The organism is Streptomyces sp. MA5143a, from assembly GCF_900290235.1.
Classification (GTDB): Bacteria; Actinomycetota; Actinomycetes; order Streptomycetales; family Streptomycetaceae; genus Streptomyces.
Genome location: NZ_OLMK01000009.1, coordinates 77160 through 93713, shown reverse-complemented (window position 1 = coordinate 93713; position 16554 = coordinate 77160). Strand labels below are relative to the sequence as shown.

Annotated in this window: 9 protein-coding genes; 3 read left to right on the top strand and 6 right to left on the bottom strand. The window is 69.6% G+C overall.

All coding sequences use genetic code 11. The features are described 5' to 3' along the window. Positions 1-10: 10 nt before the first annotated feature. Together SMA5143A_RS03010 and SMA5143A_RS03005 are read right to left on the bottom strand one after the other, a co-directional pair. Positions 11-1720, bottom strand: coding sequence for an ABC transporter ATP-binding protein (locus tag SMA5143A_RS03010; protein ID WP_107461259.1), 1710 nt, complete (start codon positions 1718-1720; stop codon positions 11-13). Continuing rightward, a complete protein-coding gene (locus SMA5143A_RS03005) occupies positions 1717-3558 on the bottom strand; it encodes an ABC transporter ATP-binding protein (RefSeq protein ID WP_107461258.1) in 1842 nt (613 codons plus the stop codon). Before SMA5143A_RS03005 ends, SMA5143A_RS03010 begins: the two co-directional genes overlap by 4 nt. Positions 3559-4074: 516 nt before the next feature. Here SMA5143A_RS03005 and SMA5143A_RS03000 point away from each other — a divergent pair. After that, positions 4075-5451 (top strand): B12-binding domain-containing radical SAM protein, encoded by a 1377-nt coding sequence (locus SMA5143A_RS03000; protein WP_181361693.1) that lies wholly within the window; start codon positions 4075-4077, stop codon positions 5449-5451. A 72-nt stretch (positions 5452-5523) separates the two neighbouring features. Here SMA5143A_RS03000 and SMA5143A_RS02995 read toward each other — a convergent pair whose 3' ends face one another. The 4 genes from SMA5143A_RS02995 to SMA5143A_RS02980 form a co-directional block, all read right to left on the bottom strand. Further along, the gene (locus tag SMA5143A_RS02995; protein ID WP_146193876.1) at positions 5524-6708 is read right to left on the bottom strand and encodes a saccharopine dehydrogenase NADP-binding domain-containing protein; all 1185 of its coding nucleotides are present in this window, start codon (positions 6706-6708) and stop codon (positions 5524-5526) included. Next, a complete protein-coding gene (locus SMA5143A_RS02990) occupies positions 6705-12200 on the bottom strand; it encodes a non-ribosomal peptide synthetase (protein ID WP_107461255.1) in 5496 nt (1831 codons plus the stop codon). The genes SMA5143A_RS02995 and SMA5143A_RS02990 overlap by 4 nt, the downstream gene beginning before the upstream one ends. A gap of 496 nt (positions 12201-12696) precedes the next feature. After that, entirely contained in the window at positions 12697-14514 is a 1818-nt protein-coding gene (locus tag SMA5143A_RS02985) for an alpha-L-fucosidase (RefSeq protein WP_107461254.1), read from the bottom strand. Between the two features lie 285 nt (positions 14515-14799). Next, positions 14800-15447 (bottom strand): hypothetical protein, encoded by a 648-nt coding sequence (locus SMA5143A_RS02980; RefSeq protein ID WP_107461253.1) that lies wholly within the window; start codon positions 15445-15447, stop codon positions 14800-14802. 206 nt (positions 15448-15653) lie between these two features. Here SMA5143A_RS02980 and SMA5143A_RS02975 point away from each other — a divergent pair, with 206 nt between their 5' ends. Beyond that, on the top strand, positions 15654-16127 hold the full coding sequence (locus tag SMA5143A_RS02975; RefSeq protein WP_107461252.1) for an SPW repeat domain-containing protein: 474 nt from the start codon (positions 15654-15656) through the stop codon (positions 16125-16127). Next, complete coding sequence (locus tag SMA5143A_RS43680; protein WP_258193254.1) at positions 16124-16258, top strand: hypothetical protein; 135 nt, start codon at positions 16124-16126, stop codon at positions 16256-16258. Before SMA5143A_RS02975 ends, SMA5143A_RS43680 begins: the two co-directional genes overlap by 4 nt. Positions 16259-16554 lie beyond the last annotated feature (296 nt).

The window sequence follows — 16554 nt, the reverse complement described above, 5'->3', positions numbered from 1 at the left end:
TCATCGTGCTTCATGCCGCCGCGTGGGCGGCGATTCTCCAGAATTCGGCGTAACGGCCGCCGTGCAGGACGAGTTCCTCGTGGGTGCCCTGCTCCACGATGCGGCCGTCCTCCAGGAAGACGATCAGATCGGCGTTCTCGACCGTGCTGAGGCGGTGGGCGACCATGATGACCGTACGGCCCGCCATGAGCCGGTCGAGGCCTTCCTGGACGGATGCCTCGCTCTCCGGGTCGAGGGCCGAGGTGGCCTCGTCGAGCAGCAGCACCGGGGCGTCCTTCAGCAGGGCCCGGGCGATGGAGACCCGCTGCCGCTCGCCTCCGGACAGCGCGGCGCCGCCCTCCCCGACCTGGGTGTCCCAGCCGTCGGGAAGCCGGTCGACCACCTCGTCCAGGGACGCCGCGACGGCCGCGGCCCGCACTTCCTCGGCTGTGGCGTCGGGCCGGCCGACCCGGACGTTGTCCTCGATGGTGCCCTCGAAGAGGTAGACGTCCTGGAAGACCATGGACAGCCGGGACATCAGCTCCTCGCTGTCGATGTCCCGTACGTCCACACCGCCGAGACGCACCACACCGGAGTCGACGTCGTGGAAGCGGGCGACGAGCTGAAGCAGCGTGCTCTTGCCGGCGCCCGACGATCCGACGACAGCGACTCGTCGGCCCGGCTCGGCCTTCAGGGAGAGCCCGTCGAGCACACGGCGGTCGCCGCGCTGGAAACTGACCTCCGTCAGCTCGACTCCGTCGTGGGCCGGGATCGCCGGCCGCTCGGCGCGCGGCAGCGGGGGCTCGGTCAGGACGGCATCGATGCGCTCCAGTTCGCCTCGGGAGACGCGCATGATGCCGCCCAGGTCGGCGAGGGACAACAAGGGTTCGACGCAGCGCGCCGCCAGAACCATGATCGCCAGCAGTTCCGGGGCGCCGAGGCTCCCGTCCAGCGTCAGGTAGACGCCGAGGGCGAGGACGGCGGTGAAAACGGCCTGCACGGAGAAGGTGAGACCGAGCATGCCGGGCACGCCGCTGAGGGCCGCGCGCCGGCCGCTGCGCCACTGCTGGTGCAGGGCGTCGTCCAGGAGGCCGAAGCGCTCACCCGTACGGCCGCCGGCGCGCAGCACCGGCTGGGCGCGGACGAACTCCACGACGCGGCCGGCGGCCTCGTCGCTGCTGCGTGCCCGCTCGGCGTCCTGGCGTGCGGTGGCCTTCGAGGTCCAGCGCTGCACGCCGGTGATGACAGGTACGGCGACGAGACCTGCGAGGGCTAGGCGCCAGTCGAAGAAGAAGAGCACCACAACCACGGACAGCGGGATCAACGTAGCGTTGATCAGGGGCCTCAGTCGGTGGGCCGGTACCGACATGACCTCCATCACGCTCCGACTGGTGAGCCCGGAGACGTCCCCGACCCGGCCGCGGGTGAACCAGCCGAGCGGCAGTCCGGCGAGATGGTCGCCGAGACGGTGGTGCAGGCCTCGGGAAAGCTCACCGCCGGTGCGGAACCCGGACTTGTCGCTGAAGTAGCCGAGCACCGAGGTGACGAGAACGGCCACGGCGAAGGCGGCGAGCCATGGCCAGGCGTCCTGCGCGTCGCCGTCGAGCAGGGTCCGCAGCAGCGGAATGAGCAGTGCGTAGGACAGGCCCTCCACGACGGCGCAGACCGACATCAGCGCGACCGTACGGCGCAGGGGACCCGAGTGCCGCTCACCCAGGACCCGGAGCAGCAGCCTGATCATCGGTGGATCTCCCTCTTCTGGCCGGCACGCGCGCGCTGGGCACGCCACATGGCGGCGAACTTCCCGTTCATGTCGAGCAGTTCGCGGTAGGTACCGCTCTCCACAATCCGCCCGCCCTCCAGGACGACGATCCGGTCGGCCCGGGCGACGGTCTCCAGACGGTGGGCGATCACCAGTTGTGTACGGCCCCGGACGAGGTTCCCGAGGGCGGCGCGGATCTCGGCCTCGGTCTTGGCATCGGCGAAGGACATGGCCTCGTCGAGGACGAGCACAGGGGCGTCCACGAGCAGGGCCCTGGCGATGGACAGGCGCTGTGCCTCACCACCGGAGAGACCCACGTCTTCGCCGATCACGGAGTCGTATCCGCGGGGCATCTCCTGGATGCGCTCATGGATGCCCGCGGCGCGTGCCGCCCGCTCGACGGCGGCGCGGTCAGCCTCCGGCACGGCAAGGGCGATGTTCTCGGCGATGCCGGCGCGCAGCAGCCGGACGTCCTGAAGGACGAACGAGACATGGCGGTACAACTGCTCGCTCGCGATGGCGCGCACGTCGACACCACCGAGAAGCACGGTACCGCTGGTCGGATCGGAGAAACGCGGGACCAGTTGGGCCAGAGTGGACTTTCCGGCTCCCGAGGGGCCGACGAGCGCCGTGGTGGTGCCCGGTTCGAGGACCAGGTCGATGCCCTGTAGCACTGGGCGGCCGGAGTCGTAGGCGAATCCGACGCCACGGAACTCCACACGGTCGCCGTGCGGTTCAGCCGGACTGGCTGGCTCCGGCAGCGGCGGTACGTTCAGCATCGCCCGGATCCGCTCGGCGGACCGCTCGGCGGCGTGCACGTTGTCCAGGCCGTGGCCGAGCGCGGCGATGGGCGCGGTCAGCGCGACGGCGAGCAGCGGGAACGGCAGCAGGTCGGCGGGCGGCATGGCGTCGGCGGCAATCAGGGCCGTACCGCCCGCGAAGACGAGCAGCAGGACGAACGGCGGGGAGAGGACCAGCGCGGCCAGCGAAGCGAGGCCGGCGGCGCCGGCCACGTAGGTGAGGAAGAAGTCGGCGAAGTCGTCGGCGGCCTTGCGGTAACGCCGGTGTGCCTGCCCGCCGCCGCCGAAGGTTTTGACGACCGAGATGCCTTCGACGAACTCCACGGAGGCGGCGCCGATACGCCCCATGGCCTCACCCATCTTGCGGCCTTCGCGCTGCCGGTCCTCGCTCTGAAGGAGGCGCTGGAGCAACAGGCCGAGGAGGACCGGCACGAGCGCGACGAGGGTCAGACGCCAGTCCACCCAGGCGAGGTACACGAACGAGGCGAGCGGGACGACGACGGCGGAGGTGGCCTCGACGGGCGCGTGGGCGATCAGGTGGTGCAGTTGGTCGACGTCGCCCTGCACCACACCGTTGATCTCGCCGGAGCTGCGACGGGAGTACCAGCCGAGCGGCACCTTGCCCAGACGCTCGGCGAGCAGCCGCCGCAACGACAGCTGGAGCCGTCCGTCGACGAGATGCGCGATGCCGCCGGATGCCGCGGCGAGCACGACGCGGACGAGCAGACCGGCGACGCCGATCCAGACGGCCGGCCAGGCCGCGTCGTGGTCCACCGGACCGGGCGTGAGCAGCACACGGCCGAGTTCGACCACTGCGATCAGCGGTGCGAGCCCGGCGAGAGAGCTGACGATCTGGAGGACGAAGACGGCGACGAGGCTGGTGCGGTAGGGGCGGAGCAATCGCAGGAGTACCTGCCTGGAGGTCGCGGCCGGACCGCCCGGATCGCTGTCGGCTGCGTCGCCGTCGACCACCTCCCCGCCGTCGGCACGGCTGTGCAGACCCTCTGCCGTGGCCATGGGATTCCCCACCTTTCGGGCGCGGCCGTCCGGCCCGGGAGCGGGCAGCACTGCCACGACCGGACGGCAAGATCCATGAAGACGTCAATAACTTTACACGTATAAGAACGGGCCTCGCAAGCGTCACGAGAAGCACCCTCGGGCCACCTCCTGGGCCCTCGGCGCGTACTCCGACGGCAGATTCACCGCGCGGAGAATCCGTCCAGACGATGCCCAGAAGTGGCCTGAAACGATCGCGTGGGCCCCGTCAGCGGCGGCCATGACCTCACCATGGGAGAGCTGAGACGCGTGCGCTTTCTACTTCTGAGCGGGCTCGGGCCCGCAAACCTCAATTCGCCCTATCTGGAGGGATCGCTTTTCACGGCGAATCCGTCCGATGCGGCCAGGGAAATGCTCCGCAGGGCCGGAAGAGCGAACCTGGATCTGGGGCGGCTCGCCTTCACCCAGCACGGGCGGGAGTACGCCCTGCTCAGGCCCCGTTCGACCACAACACCGCATCTCACAACGGTCACCCTTGTGTCGATCCTGGAGAACAGCGGCCACAGCTTCCAGCGCCTCGACCTGGCCGACGTGTGGGAGGGGCGCGCGAAGGCGCCCGAGAGCGACGTGGACGTGGTACTCCTGTCGACCACGTACATCTGGAACGGCCCCATCCTGGGCTCGGCCGTCCGATGGGTGCGGGAGAACCTCCCCGGAACGCGGATCGTGGCCGGCGGACAGTTCACCAACCTCAAGTTCATGCAGACCATGCGCGACTTCCCGGAGATCGTCGCGGTGGTCCGCGGCGACGGTGAGATCGCCCTGCCCAAGACCCTGGACGCCCTGGCGGGTCGAGGCGAACTGAGCTCCGTACCGAACCTCGTGTGGCGCGACGGGGACAACATCCGCATCAACCCCACCGAGTACGTCGACATCGACGACTTCCCCTCGCCGCGCGTGCTCGGCAACCAGCCGATCGTTCCCTACGAGTCCATGCGGGGCTGTCCGTTCGACTGCAAATTCTGTTCGTTCCCCGCCGCTTCACCCAAATGGCGATTCAAATCCGCCGAGAAGATTCGTGACGACTGGATCGCCTATGCCGACCAGAACGGCGCGGACATCATCTCGGCGATGGATTCGACCTTCACCATTCCGCCGACCCGACTGCGCCGACTGCTGGAAATCCTCCCGGATTCGGGTGTGCCAAGGTGGGAGGGGTTCAGCCGCGCCAACACGCTCAACTCGGCGGAGCTTGTGGCAGGCCTCAAGGCCTCGCACTGCTTCCAGCTGCACATCGGTTTCGAGTCGATGAACGACGGCACGCTGAAGAGGATGAGCAAGCGGGTCTCGGTGAAGCAGAACCGCCGGGCCGTCGAACTGCTCAGTCAGAGCGGGCTGTCGTACTACGGCCTCTTCATCGTCGGGTACCCGGGCGAGGACCCCGGAATGTTCCAGGACACACAGGACTACCTCCTCCAGGAGTACTCCGGGCACTACGCGCTGTCCAAGTTCTCCATCACCGACGAGACCATGCCGCTCTGGCAGGACCGGGAGGAACTGCAGATCGTCGCGGACGACCCGACCGATCCCGCCTCGCCCTGGTCCCACCTCGGCATGAACAGCGCGCAGGCCGCGCAGTTGCAGAAGGAGACCCTCGACAAGGTTCGGCTCACCAACGACAAGGCGGTGCTCAGTCTCTGGCAGCACGACTACCAGCACTGGCTGATGCCCCGCCACGACCACTCGACGAACATCGCGGTGGAGAAGTGCCTGGAGCGGGTGGGCATGGCTCCTGTCGACTACACCGACCTGGACGAGGGAGCCGCGGTCATCCGTGACAACCTCCACCGGCTGAAGGACTTCGGCGTCGAACTCGCCCCGGTAGGCCAGCAGTTGATGTGCGATCCGGTCTGACGTCACTGACCACCGAGATGACGGCGTGCGGGCCGGAAGCCCGCCACGCCGTCGTCCCTCTCCTGGGACATGTCAGAGCACGCCTTCCTCCATGACGAGGTCGGCCGGGGCGGCGTCCCCGGCACGTACGCCGGCGGAAGGCCCGTCGCAGGCGAGACCGTCGCCCGGCGTTCCCCCGCCGAGGGTGACGACCGTGCCGGGCAGGTGCCGCCGCAGCGCGTCCAGGACGCCTCGGGCCGACAGCAACTGTGCCGCCCGGTGCACACCACGGGGGACCCGTCCCCGGGCCACCTCCCGGGCCGCGACCGCGCCCACCACGCCGGTCATCGCCGAGCCGTCCTCGCCGCGGATCACCGCCCAGCGCCGCACCGGGGCGCCATCGGGCCCCGAGAACTCGAGCACGCCACACAGCACGTGGTAGGGGGATCGGCCCAGGGCGTCGAGCGTGCTGGCCCGCACCACGCCGTCGGCCTGTGCCTCCAGATCGCCCGCCCGGTCGTCGCCGACGCGGTAGCGGTTCAGCGCGGCAAGCAGATGGCTGCCGTCGAAAGCGTTGTACCAGCGGGCCTCTGCCAGTCCCAGGGCGCGGGCCTGGCCCACCAGCTCCTGGGTGAGATAGGGGTACGCGGTGACCGGGTGCGGCACGCCCGCCACCACGCGCTCCTCCACCCCTCGCAGGGCGCCGTGCACCACACGCCCGTCTCGCCACTGAGCGCGCGGCGTACCGTATCCACGGTCCAGGCTGAGCAGGTAGTCGATGGCACCGGTCCGGGTGAACGCACCGAGCGAGACGTAGTACCCGGTGAACCGAGCGGCCCCCTGAGGGTGCCACTCGTCCGCCAGGAGCCGGGGCAGCAGCCCCGACAGGCCTGGCGCGAGCCCGGCCGACAGGATCGCCGTACGTTCGCCCGCCGGGGCGGGGCCGGGACCGCAGCCGTCCATGACGTCAACGTAGTCGGCCCCCGCGGCGGCCGCTGCCCGGCGGGGGCGGCCGGCCAGCTCATAGGCAGGGCCCGCGCAGTGGAGCAGCACGTCACAGCCCTGGGCGAACCGTTCGAGGCTCGCGTCGGACCGGGCGTCGACCTCCCTCACCTCGGCCGGCCCGCCGAGGGCGGCGGCGCAGCGCGCCGCCGCCTCGGAGTTCCGGCCGCCGATCCGGAGCCGGAACTCTCCCTCCGCCGCGAGGGCGCGGGCAGCGGCCGCGCCGACCGCCCCGTACCCGCCGAGAATGCCGATCAGGGGCGCTTCGCCGCTCACCGGCCGCCCTCCTCCGCGAGCAGCGCGCGCGCCACAGCCTCGGCGTTCGGCGTCTGGACACAGGTGAAATGGTCACCGGGCACGTCCACGACGCGCAGTCCCTCACCGCACACCTGCTGCCAGTACTCCGTCATGTCACGGTGCATGCCGGGGAAGATCTCGGCCTCGCCCGTCTGGCGGACGAACGTCGCCGGCAGGTCACAGGGCATCGCCTCGTGCGAGGCGACGGAGACCAGGCTGTGCTTGACGATGCGGTACAGCCGGGACAGTCGCTCCTCCGAGCGGAGTTCGGCGTCCTCCACCGGCATCGAGGCGCCGATCGCGCGCAGCCGATCCGTCTGGGGCCGCTCGGCGAGCGCCCGGAAGGCCCGCAGTGCCTCCCGTCCAGGGCCGGTCAGGTCCGACTCCGGCCGGTCAACGAGGCTGCCCTGCGGCACCGTGTTGGCGAAGTGCTCGGTGGTCGCCCGCACGAGATCCCGCGTCGCCGACTCGTCCCGGGGGTAGCCGAGTCCGACCAAGTCCGCTCGCATGAGGCGGGCGAAGATGTACTCGGCCAGCAGGTCGTCCTCGACGAGGTACGGCACCCGGTAACTGCTGATGACGGTGAGGCCGGTCACCTCGGCGCCGGCGGCGGTCAGTCGCCGGGCGAGTTCGGGCACCAGCAGACCGCCCATGCAGTAGCCGACGAGGTGGACCTTCCCGAGTCCTTCGGCGAGCAGGGCCTCGGCGTGCCGCTCGGCGAGCTCCGCGACCTGAGTGCGCGGGTCCGCCTTCAGGAACGCCTCGATGTCGTCGACGACGAGACCCGCCAGAGGCAGCCGGTCCCCCAGCTCCCGGATCACCGCACGGTACGGAATGAGGGTACCGGTCCCGTCGTGCACCAGGACTCGGGTGGCGGTGGCCGCCGCACCGGCGGCGCCGTCGCTGAGCCGGACCAGAGGGGAGGCGGCGGCCGCTCCTGCGAGGCCGGGGTCTCCTCCGCGCGTGGCGCCGAGGTGCTTGGCGAGCGCCGCCACGGTCGGCCGGTTCATCACCAGACGCAGCAGGTCGTCCCACTCCAGGTTGGCGGCCTCCGGTAACCGTTCCCGCATCTTGGTGACGAGCCGTGCCACGAGGAGTGAGTCGCCGCCAAGGTCGAAGAAGTTGGCGTCGCGACTGACGAAGGTGACCGGCAGCACGTCGGTCCAGAGCTCGGCCAGGGTCTGCTCCATCCCGGCGCGCGGCGCGTCGCCGCCCTCGTCGACCCGCCCCTGCGCCGCGGAGGCGGTCCATGCGTCGAGGTGGGCGCGGTCGACCTTGCCGTTGCCGGTGAGGGGTATGTGGTCCACGACCTGGAGCTCGGCCGGAACCATGTACGACGGAACCCGGGCGCGTAGATGGTCGAGGAGTGCCTCGGGCCGAAGCCGGGTCCGGTCGGCCTTGAACCGGGAGGCGAAGACGTGCTGGCCGATGCGGGACAGCGGACTGTCGTTCTCCGGCAGGCAGAAGGCGACCTCGGCACCGGCCTCGCGGAGCATCCGCAGCCACTGTTCTCGTCCGAAGAAGGTTTGCCCGGTCTCCCGGCGCTCGTCCTCGAACCCGTGGAGGCCCGCGTTGAACTCCATGGAGGTCATGACGTGGTAAGCGTCGCGGGTCGCCTCGATGAAGACCAACCAGCCGCCGGGCGCGAGCAGCTCCCGCAGTCGGGAGAGGACACGCTCGGCGTGCACGGAGTTGTGCAGGACGTTGGCCAGCAGGATCACGTCGAACGAGTTCGGTGCGAGGCCCTGGGCGCGGTAGTCGCGGTTGAGGTCGAACAGGCCGTAGCGGACCCAGGGGAAGTCCTGGAAGTTCTCCTGGGCCGCGGTGAGGAAGAAGTGGGACAGGTCGGTGAACAAGTAGTCGACGCCCAGACCGTCGAGCTCAGGCACCAGGACCGTGCTCGTGCCACCCACGCCCGCGCCGATCTCCAGGAGCCGGAGCGGCTCGGGGCCGCTGTGCTGCTGGGCGATCTCACGCAGCGCGGCCACCACGACCGCGTTGTTGTGGCGGCTGATCAGGTTGTCGCGGTAGGCCGCCTCGGCGGTATCCAGACGCCCTTCGGGGAAGAGCAGCGTCTTGAGGTCGATCTCGTTGCGCACGAGCGGGGCGAGGTGCCGCTCGGAGACCCGGTGGTAGCGGACGAGTTCGGCTCCCCAGCGGATCCGGGGCTCGAGCGCGTCGATCCGGTCGAGGACGGCCTCGTGCTCCCCCGACGAGTCCTCCCACAGCTCGCGGAAACGGCCGGTGTCCGCGTCCAGGACCACCCGGCCCTCTTGCTCCAGGGCGGTCAGCCAGCGCAGTACGAGGTAGTGGTTCTCGGGGGCCGCGCCCACCGCTTCGATGATCTCCTCTGCGGTGTGCTCGGCGTTGCCATCCGGGAAGAGCCCGCAGGACCGGAAGAGGACGGCCATCGACTGAAGCGCGGAGACGTCGAGCAGCTCGACCATCTCAGTCACCTCGGCCGCCTCAACGGCGCGGATGGCCTCAGTGACGCCCGCTGCCGCCTTGTCCTTCAGTGCGGCCGGCAGTTCGGGTGCGTCGGTCCGTACGGGCTCGGCGAAGGCCACGAGTCGGCGCGCGGTGCCCTCCCCCTGGACGGTGGCCGCGGGGGCCTCCACGGCAGGGTGGGTCTGGAGCGCCGCCTCCACCTCAGCCAGCTCGACGCGGTGGCCATTGAGCTTCACCTGGCGGTCGACGCGGCCCAGGAACTCGATCTCGCCATCGTCCAGTCGCCGGCCCATGTCTCCCGTGCGGTAGAGCCGTTCGCCGGTGACCGGGTGCGTCACGAACCGCTCGGCGGAGCGCTCGGCGTCCCCGAGGTACCCAAGTGCGAGGCCGGCTCCGGCGATGTACAGCTCGCCGGTGACGTGGATCGGGCATTCCCGCAGGGACGTGTCGAGGACGTGGAAGCGCTGGTTGGCCAGGGGCTTGCCGTACGGGATGCTGCGCGCGCCCGCGTCGACCGTGGTGACGGGGTGGTAGATCGACCAGATGGCCGCCTCCGTGGCGCCGCCGAGGCTCACGACGTTCAGCCCCGGAACGCGGCGCCGGATGGCGTCGGGGAGGGTGACGGGTATCCAGTCACCCGAGAGCATCGCCAGTCGCAGCCGGGAGACGTCCACACCGGGTGAGGTACGGAGGTACTCCTCCAGCATTTGCATCTGAGCGGGCACGGAGTTCCACACGGTGACGGCGTGTTCCGCGAGCAGTTCCGCCCAGTGCCCGGGATCGCCGCGCCGTGCGGCGTCGGGCAGGACGAGCGCGCCACCGGTCGAGAGGGGACCGAAGACGTCGTACACCGACAGGTCGAAGCCGAGCTGGGCCAGGCCGAGCACGCGGTCGTCGGAGGTGACCGAGAACCGGGCGTTGATGTCGTCGATGGTGTTGAGCGCGGCGGCATGACTGATCATCACGCCCTTGGGCGTTCCGGTGGAGCCCGAGGTGTAGATGACGTAGGCGAGGTCCTCGGGAACCGCCTGGTGTCTCAGGGCGGTGTGGTCGCGCGGGTCGACGGGGGCCAGGTCGTCGACGGCGACCGTTCGCATGCCCGCCGGGAGGTCCAGGGAGGGCAGTAGGGCGGACTGGGTGAGCACGAGGTGCGCCTCGGCGTCGGTCAGCACGGCGTTGCGGCGGAGCGCCGGCTGGGTGGTGTCCACGGGCAGGTAGGCGCCGTCGGCGAGCAGCACGCCGAGGACGGCGACGACCTGCTCCCAGCCCTTCTCCATCACGATGCCCACGCGCTGGCCCGGCCGTACGCCGGTTTCGAGGACGGCGTCGGCCACGGCCCGTGCCGCGCCGAGGAGCTCGGCGTAGCTGAGGCTTCGCGAGGAGGTGACGACCGCGGTCCGGTCGGGGGTGCGCTCCGCCTGCTCGACGACCGCGGTGTGCAGGAGCTGATGGCGGCGCGGGGCCGTGGTGTCGTTGGCGTCGGCCACCCACTGCGTCTGCCGGGCAGGGAGAGCCAGCGGGTCGACGTCCTGCCAGACCTCGGAGGTGTCGACCAGCCGTGTCACGAGGTGGGAGAAGGCGGCGAACATGTCGTCGACCATGCCGTCGGGGAAGACTCCCTCGCGGACGTCCCAGTGGGCGAGGAGACCGCCGCCGTCCTCCATGACCTGGCAGTCGATCCACACCTGGGGGGTCTGCGTGATGCCGTGAACGAGTTCGCCCCCGGGCATCAGCGAGGACACGGTCTCCGCCCCCGCGGAGCCACCGCCGACGGTGCTGGTGAAAGTCACAGGCAGCAGGGCTTCGGCGCGGCCGCGACGGCGGGCCAGTTCCCGCAGCACCTCGACGCCCGAGCAGAGCCGGTGGTCCATGTCCTCCCAGAGGCGGGCCTGGACGGTCCTCATGCGGTCGACGAGTGTCGTGTCTTCGGCGAGGTCCACGGAGAGCAGGCTCGTGGAGCTGAAGTCGCCAATGACGCGGTCGGTGTCGGGATGCAGCGGAAGCCGGTTCTGCACGGTGAGGCTCAGGGTGAAGCGAGGGTGCCTGCTCCAGCGGCCGACGGTCTCGGCGAAGGCATGCAGGAGGACACCGGAGACGGTCACGCCCGCTTCGGTGGAGCGTCGGGTCAGTGTCTCCCACTGCGCAGGGCTCAGCCTCAGCCCGTGCCGGGTGAAGCGCGGCGGGGCACTGAGGGAGTCGGTGCGCAGCGGCAGGTCGGGGGCAGCCGACAGGTCGTCGATCCGGGACCACCAGTAGTCGCGGTCCCGCCGATAGCGGTCACCCTCGCGGACCCGGTTCGCGGCGAGGACGTAGTCGCGGAACGTGGCGTCGAGCGGCTCGGCCCGCTCAGTACCCGTACACAGGGCTCCCAGCTCCGCGAGCAGCAGCCGGATGCTGCTGTAGTCGCAGATCAACAGGTCGACGGCCACGTGCAGGAGCAGGGCCTCGTCGGTCTCGCTGACGCGGACGTCGAACAGGGGCCACTGGTCGGTCTGTCGCACCTGGTGGGACATCTCACCCCGGGTGGCCTCCAGGGCGCGCGTACACGCCTCGTCGGCGACGCCACGCAGATCCTCGTGACGAACGTCGTAGTGCGGGACCTCCGCGAGCACGCGCTGGTACCCCTCGGCCGAGACCACGGCACGCAACATGGGATGACGCCGGATCAGCTCGTTCCACGCCTCCTCGACCCGCGCGGCACCCCATTGCGGGAGAGCGATCTCGAGGTAGCCATGGCAAGCCACGCCACCGTACTCGAACGCCTCGCTCCGCCCGAGCAGGTAGGCCGCCTGAACGTCGGTGAGCGGAAAAGGTTCATGGGCCGACGCCGGGTCGGCGACGACGGCGGCCCCGTACTCTTCGGCGCGCAACAGGGCGAGGACGGCGTCGCGGTGGGCCTTGAGCGTTTCCAGCCGCTCCGGTGTCATCGCCCCTTTCGGCGCGCGATAGCGAAGCCTTCCCCCCTCCTCGTACATCGCCACTCCGGCCGCGTTCAGTTCGGCCACGAACTCCCCGACATTCATGACGGTTGCCCTTCCATGCCCTTGTGCGCACACCCCGAATCAGCCACGCGAGAACTACAGCGTCGTGCATCGGCACTGGCGAACTTCTGGATACCCTCCCGACCGCCCTGTGGGCCGAACCGGTTTCCCTCCGATTGCCCACGTGGACCTGTTCGCGGCGCGTGCCGAAGCCCACGCCGCCCGGACCGCCGTTCGCACAGGTCACGCTGAGCGGCGTATCGGTGCGGGCGAGCGACCTCCCGCGTGAACGCGGCCGGCAGCACCCGGAGCAGCCCGCGATCCTACGGAGCACCGGACGTCGGTCTGTCGCCGTGACTGTCACTCAGCGTGCCTATGACAGGAGTCTCGGCAGTCCTGGGGAGCGCGTGGGAGCTTCACGACGTAGGTGCCCAGGTCGTCGGCCTCGATGTGACAGCCGGGTGGGGCCGCCGCTCGGGGCGCACCGACCGGGCCGGTCGCGGTCCCGACCGGCCCGGTCAGTCATGGTGCGGGGTGCTCAGCCGACCTTGGTCGCGTTCCAGATCTGCGGGGTGCCGGTGTTGGAGGTCCACTGGATGACCGGGTTGCCCTCACTGGTGGTGTTGGCGTTGTCCAGCGCCTTGCCGCTGGCCCGGTTGACGAGGTGGTATTTGCCGTTGCCGACCGAGGTGACGGCCCACTGCTGCTGCCACTGCCAGCTGCTGTTGTCGGTCCGCTGCACCACTGTCGTGTTGTCGGAGGTGCTGTTGTTGTTGTCGAGTGCCTTGCCGCTGCGGACGGAGACCAGCTTGTAGTAGCCGTGGCCCAGGTCGGTGACCTTCCACTGCTGGGTGGGGCCGCTGTTGAGGGTCCACTGGACGACCTGGTTGCCGTCGGCGGTGGTGTTGGCGTTGTCGAGGGCCTTGCCGCTCTGGGCGCAGACGAACGTGTAGACGCCGCCCGCGAGGACGGCCGGCATGCCGTTGACCTCGACGCAGACCACGGAGTCGTTCGCGTCGGGCGCGCTCGTGGGCACCTGGACGTTGATCTGGCCGCCGCTGACCGAGTAGCTGAGCGAGACGGAGGGGTTGTTCATCAGGTAGATGCGATTGATCGTGTTGTACACGGCGGGGATCTGCAGAGTGCCGTTCGTGGGCCAGGTGAAGACGTGGGCGAAGAGCTTGCCGCTCTTCTTGGTGATCCTGCCCCAGGAAGGCTCGGTGGCGAAGGGGCTGCCGCTGGTGCCGTGGACGCTGTCGGAGTTGGTCGCCATCCAGGAGGCGAGGCCGTTCAGAATGTTCAGGGATCCCTGGGTGACGTGGCCGTCGTTCGCGGTGCCGTCGGCGTTGAAGCCGCCGTCGGGGCCGATGTTGAGCAGGTAGTTGCCGTCCCGGGAGACGCAGGTGACCAACTCCTGGATGAAGTACTGGGTCGATTTGTAATCGTTGAACCACTTGTTGTAGCCCCATGCGCCGTTCATGGTGGCGCAGTACTCCCACTGCCGGTCCATCGGCGCGCTGGGGAAGCCGAACTCCGCGACCGCGTAGTCGCCCAGGCCGTGGTCACGCTTGACGCGTTCGTTGACGATGACGTTCGGCCAGGTCTGGGTCAGCCAGTTGTACAGGCTCTGGCCGTCGGCCTGGGTCCACCAGTCGGTGAGGGTGGGCGTGGAGGGGTTGCCGCACCAGTCGCCGTCGAACCACAGCAGGGCCGGGTTGTAGGCGTTCATCAGCTCTGTCAGCTGGGCCTTCATGTCGTTGATGTAGTTGGTGCGGGCGGTCATCGACGACATGGTGGAGAAGTGGCTGTCGATGGTCTGCGAGGGGTGGTTCCAGTCCATGATCGAGTAGTAGAGGCAGAACTTGATGCCCCGGGCGTCGCACGCGGCCTTCAGCTCGCCCAGCAGGTCCCGCTGGAAGCCGATGTAGTCGTGCAGGTTGTACAGCTTGGTGCCGGTGGTGTCGGTGAAGCTGGGGACGTTGGAGTCCCACATGCCGAAGCCCTCGTGGTGCTTGGCGGTGATCACGATGTACTTCATGCCGGCGTTCTTGGCCAGATCGGCGATCTGGGTGGCGTTGAAGCTGACCGGGTTGAACCCCTGGGTGACCTGCGTCTGCCAGTCGGACTTGGTCCAGCCCGAGCTGAAGGCCCACTCGCCCTGACCGAGGTGCGAGTATGACCCGAAGTGGATGAACATCCCGAAGCGGGCCTGGTACCACCAGTCCATCTTCGAGGACATGGTGTAGGCCTCGGCGGTCGCGGGCCACAGAGCCTGCGGAAGACCGAATGCCACTGCACCGCCGGCGAGGGCGGCGGCCTTGATCAGGGAACGTCTGCTGAGCGGGGCGGAGGACATGGTGCGGCTCCTGGCGATGCGAGGGACACGGGGGTGCTGGCCGCTTGTCTGTGCACAACACCGACAGCGGACTGCGGCGGCGCGTGCCCAGCCGAGCTCAAAGTGACCTCGTTGGACATCGGATGTATTAAGAGGCATCACGGTCGCGCTTGTCCAGAGTTCTCACCTGGCTTCATCCGATGACCCGTACATTTACTGGCCCTCGACGCCTGGGCGTCCGCATACAGATGACCAGATGCCTCTATACATCGGAGGTATGGCGCTCTGGCAAAACGAGGGTGATCGCTACTGTGTCCGATCAAGACCTGCGCGCTCCAGCGCTCGGGTCATCGCGGGCCGGTCCGGCTCACGCCAGTCGGGTTCGTTGACGAGGGACATCAGCAGGTCGGTGGTGAGCCGGTGGGTCTCGGCGTGGGTCAGCAGGGTCTCGGCGTCGTGGGCCGACAGGGCGCCGTGGTCCTCGTCGGCGATCGTCCGCAGTACGTCCTTCCGGTCGACGAAGCGGCTCACGCCGCAGTCGAGTCCGTCGTCGCGCAGGGTCGCCGGGTACGGGGCACGTGCCCAGGATCCGTTCTCGTACCAGTACACGCAGCCCAGCTGCCAGCCCTTCAGCAGGTCCTGGAGCGACTCGTGCGGGAGCCAGTCGGGGGCGCCGGCGAGCATGTCGACCGGCGGCTCGTGCCACTTGACCCCGCTCGACTCGTCCTCGCCGAAGAGCACGTACCGCCCAGCGCCCCGCTGTTCGAGGGTCCACCAGGTGCAGCCGGAGTCGTCCAGGTGGAGTCCCTCGTCGTCCACCCAGGTCCCCGTGCGGTGGTGGCCCTCCCGCTCGTCCGCCGTGGTGGCCTCCAGCACGGCGACGAGCGACCAGCGTGCCCACAGCACCTCGGCCGCCGGAAGGTCACCGGGCAGTCCCGGCCGGTTGATGGTCATGGCGTGCCCCCGGGATCGAACCGATCTTGATCGGGCCAGGCTCTCATGGTCCGGAAGGTGCGGGACCGGCGCCGGCGAGGATCCGTGATCCGCAGCGACCGCGGGCGTCCTCGGCCGCGGGTCCCTGTCTCGTCGACCGGCCGGGGCGCGGTCGTCAGCGGCGTCGATCCGGGTACGCGTCGGAGTCCGGCGGAGGGAGGCCCACGATGTCAACCACACATGCGCCGGACACGGCGCGGCCCGTGCAGGACAGTCCACGGCTGAAACTCATGCGGGCACAACGGCAGCAGATCATCGGGCTTTTGCTGGTCCTCAGCGCGCTGGTGCTCTTCGTCGCTCCATGGATCTCCGGCTATCCCGAGACGGCCAAGGACGCGCACCGCAACGAGTTGGCCGTCGGGATCATCGTGCTGCTCATCGCGGTGACCCGGTTCCTCCGGTACCCCGGCAAGTGGCCCGATCTGGCCGTGCTCGCCGCGGGCGCCTGGATGATCGCCTCACCCTGGGTGCTCGACACCCAGCAGACCGAGACGTTCGACGGCACCCAGGTGACGGATGTCGTCGTGGGCGTCGTCCTGGTGGGCTCGGCGGCCGTGTCGTTGCTGCTGCTGGCACTGTCGCAGCGGTCGGCCGGTCGGGAGCGGGACCGGACCACTGCGACGACGGCCCCCGGGCGATGAGCGGTCGGCTGCCGGTGCCCCCGCCCGGGCAAGCGCTCGGCGGGCCGGAACCTCGGGAGGTCGCCCGGGCCGACCTCGGCTGTGCCGAGTTCTTCCTCGACGAGCATCTGGGGGTGTGGGTGATCGAGTAGAGGGACGACGCCCACAGCACCGGCTACCACGACTGCCCGCTCGGCGGACGGCGACCGGGTGCCGGCCGGGGAGGGTTTCTGCTCCGACGACCCCGAGAAGCGTCAGGGCACCCCAGCACGGCTTGCCGGCACGGCCCGCGGGTGCGTCGCCAGGAATGGACGCCGGTCGGGCGGGACCCGCCCGACGGGATGGATCATTCGGCCATTGAGCTCGGAAACACGGCTTTCGGGGCGTGGGTGCGGCACGGCACGACTACTTTCCGCTGGGCTGGTTACGCGCGGCGTGACGACCAGGA

Bases quoted from the DNA above. Each gene is read 5' to 3' on its own strand.
- SMA5143A_RS43680 (WP_258193254.1), top strand. From the start codon at position 16,124: ATGAGCGGTCGGCTGCCGGTGCCCCCGCCCGGGCAAGCGCTCGGCGGG.
- SMA5143A_RS03010 (WP_107461259.1), bottom strand. From the start codon at position 1,720: ATGATCAGGCTGCTGCTCCGGGTCCTGGGTGAGCGGCACTCGGGTCCC.
- SMA5143A_RS02980 (WP_107461253.1), bottom strand. From the start codon at position 15,447: ATGACCATCAACCGGCCGGGACTGCCCGGTGACCTTCCGGCGGCCGAG.
- SMA5143A_RS02990 (WP_107461255.1), bottom strand. From the start codon at position 12,200: ATGAATGTCGGGGAGTTCGTGGCCGAACTGAACGCGGCCGGAGTGGCG.
- SMA5143A_RS02975 (WP_107461252.1), top strand. From the start codon at position 15,654: ATGTCAACCACACATGCGCCGGACACGGCGCGGCCCGTGCAGGACAGT.
- SMA5143A_RS02985 (WP_107461254.1), bottom strand. From the start codon at position 14,514: ATGTCCTCCGCCCCGCTCAGCAGACGTTCCCTGATCAAGGCCGCCGCC.
- SMA5143A_RS03005 (WP_107461258.1), bottom strand. From the start codon at position 3,558: ATGGCCACGGCAGAGGGTCTGCACAGCCGTGCCGACGGCGGGGAGGTG.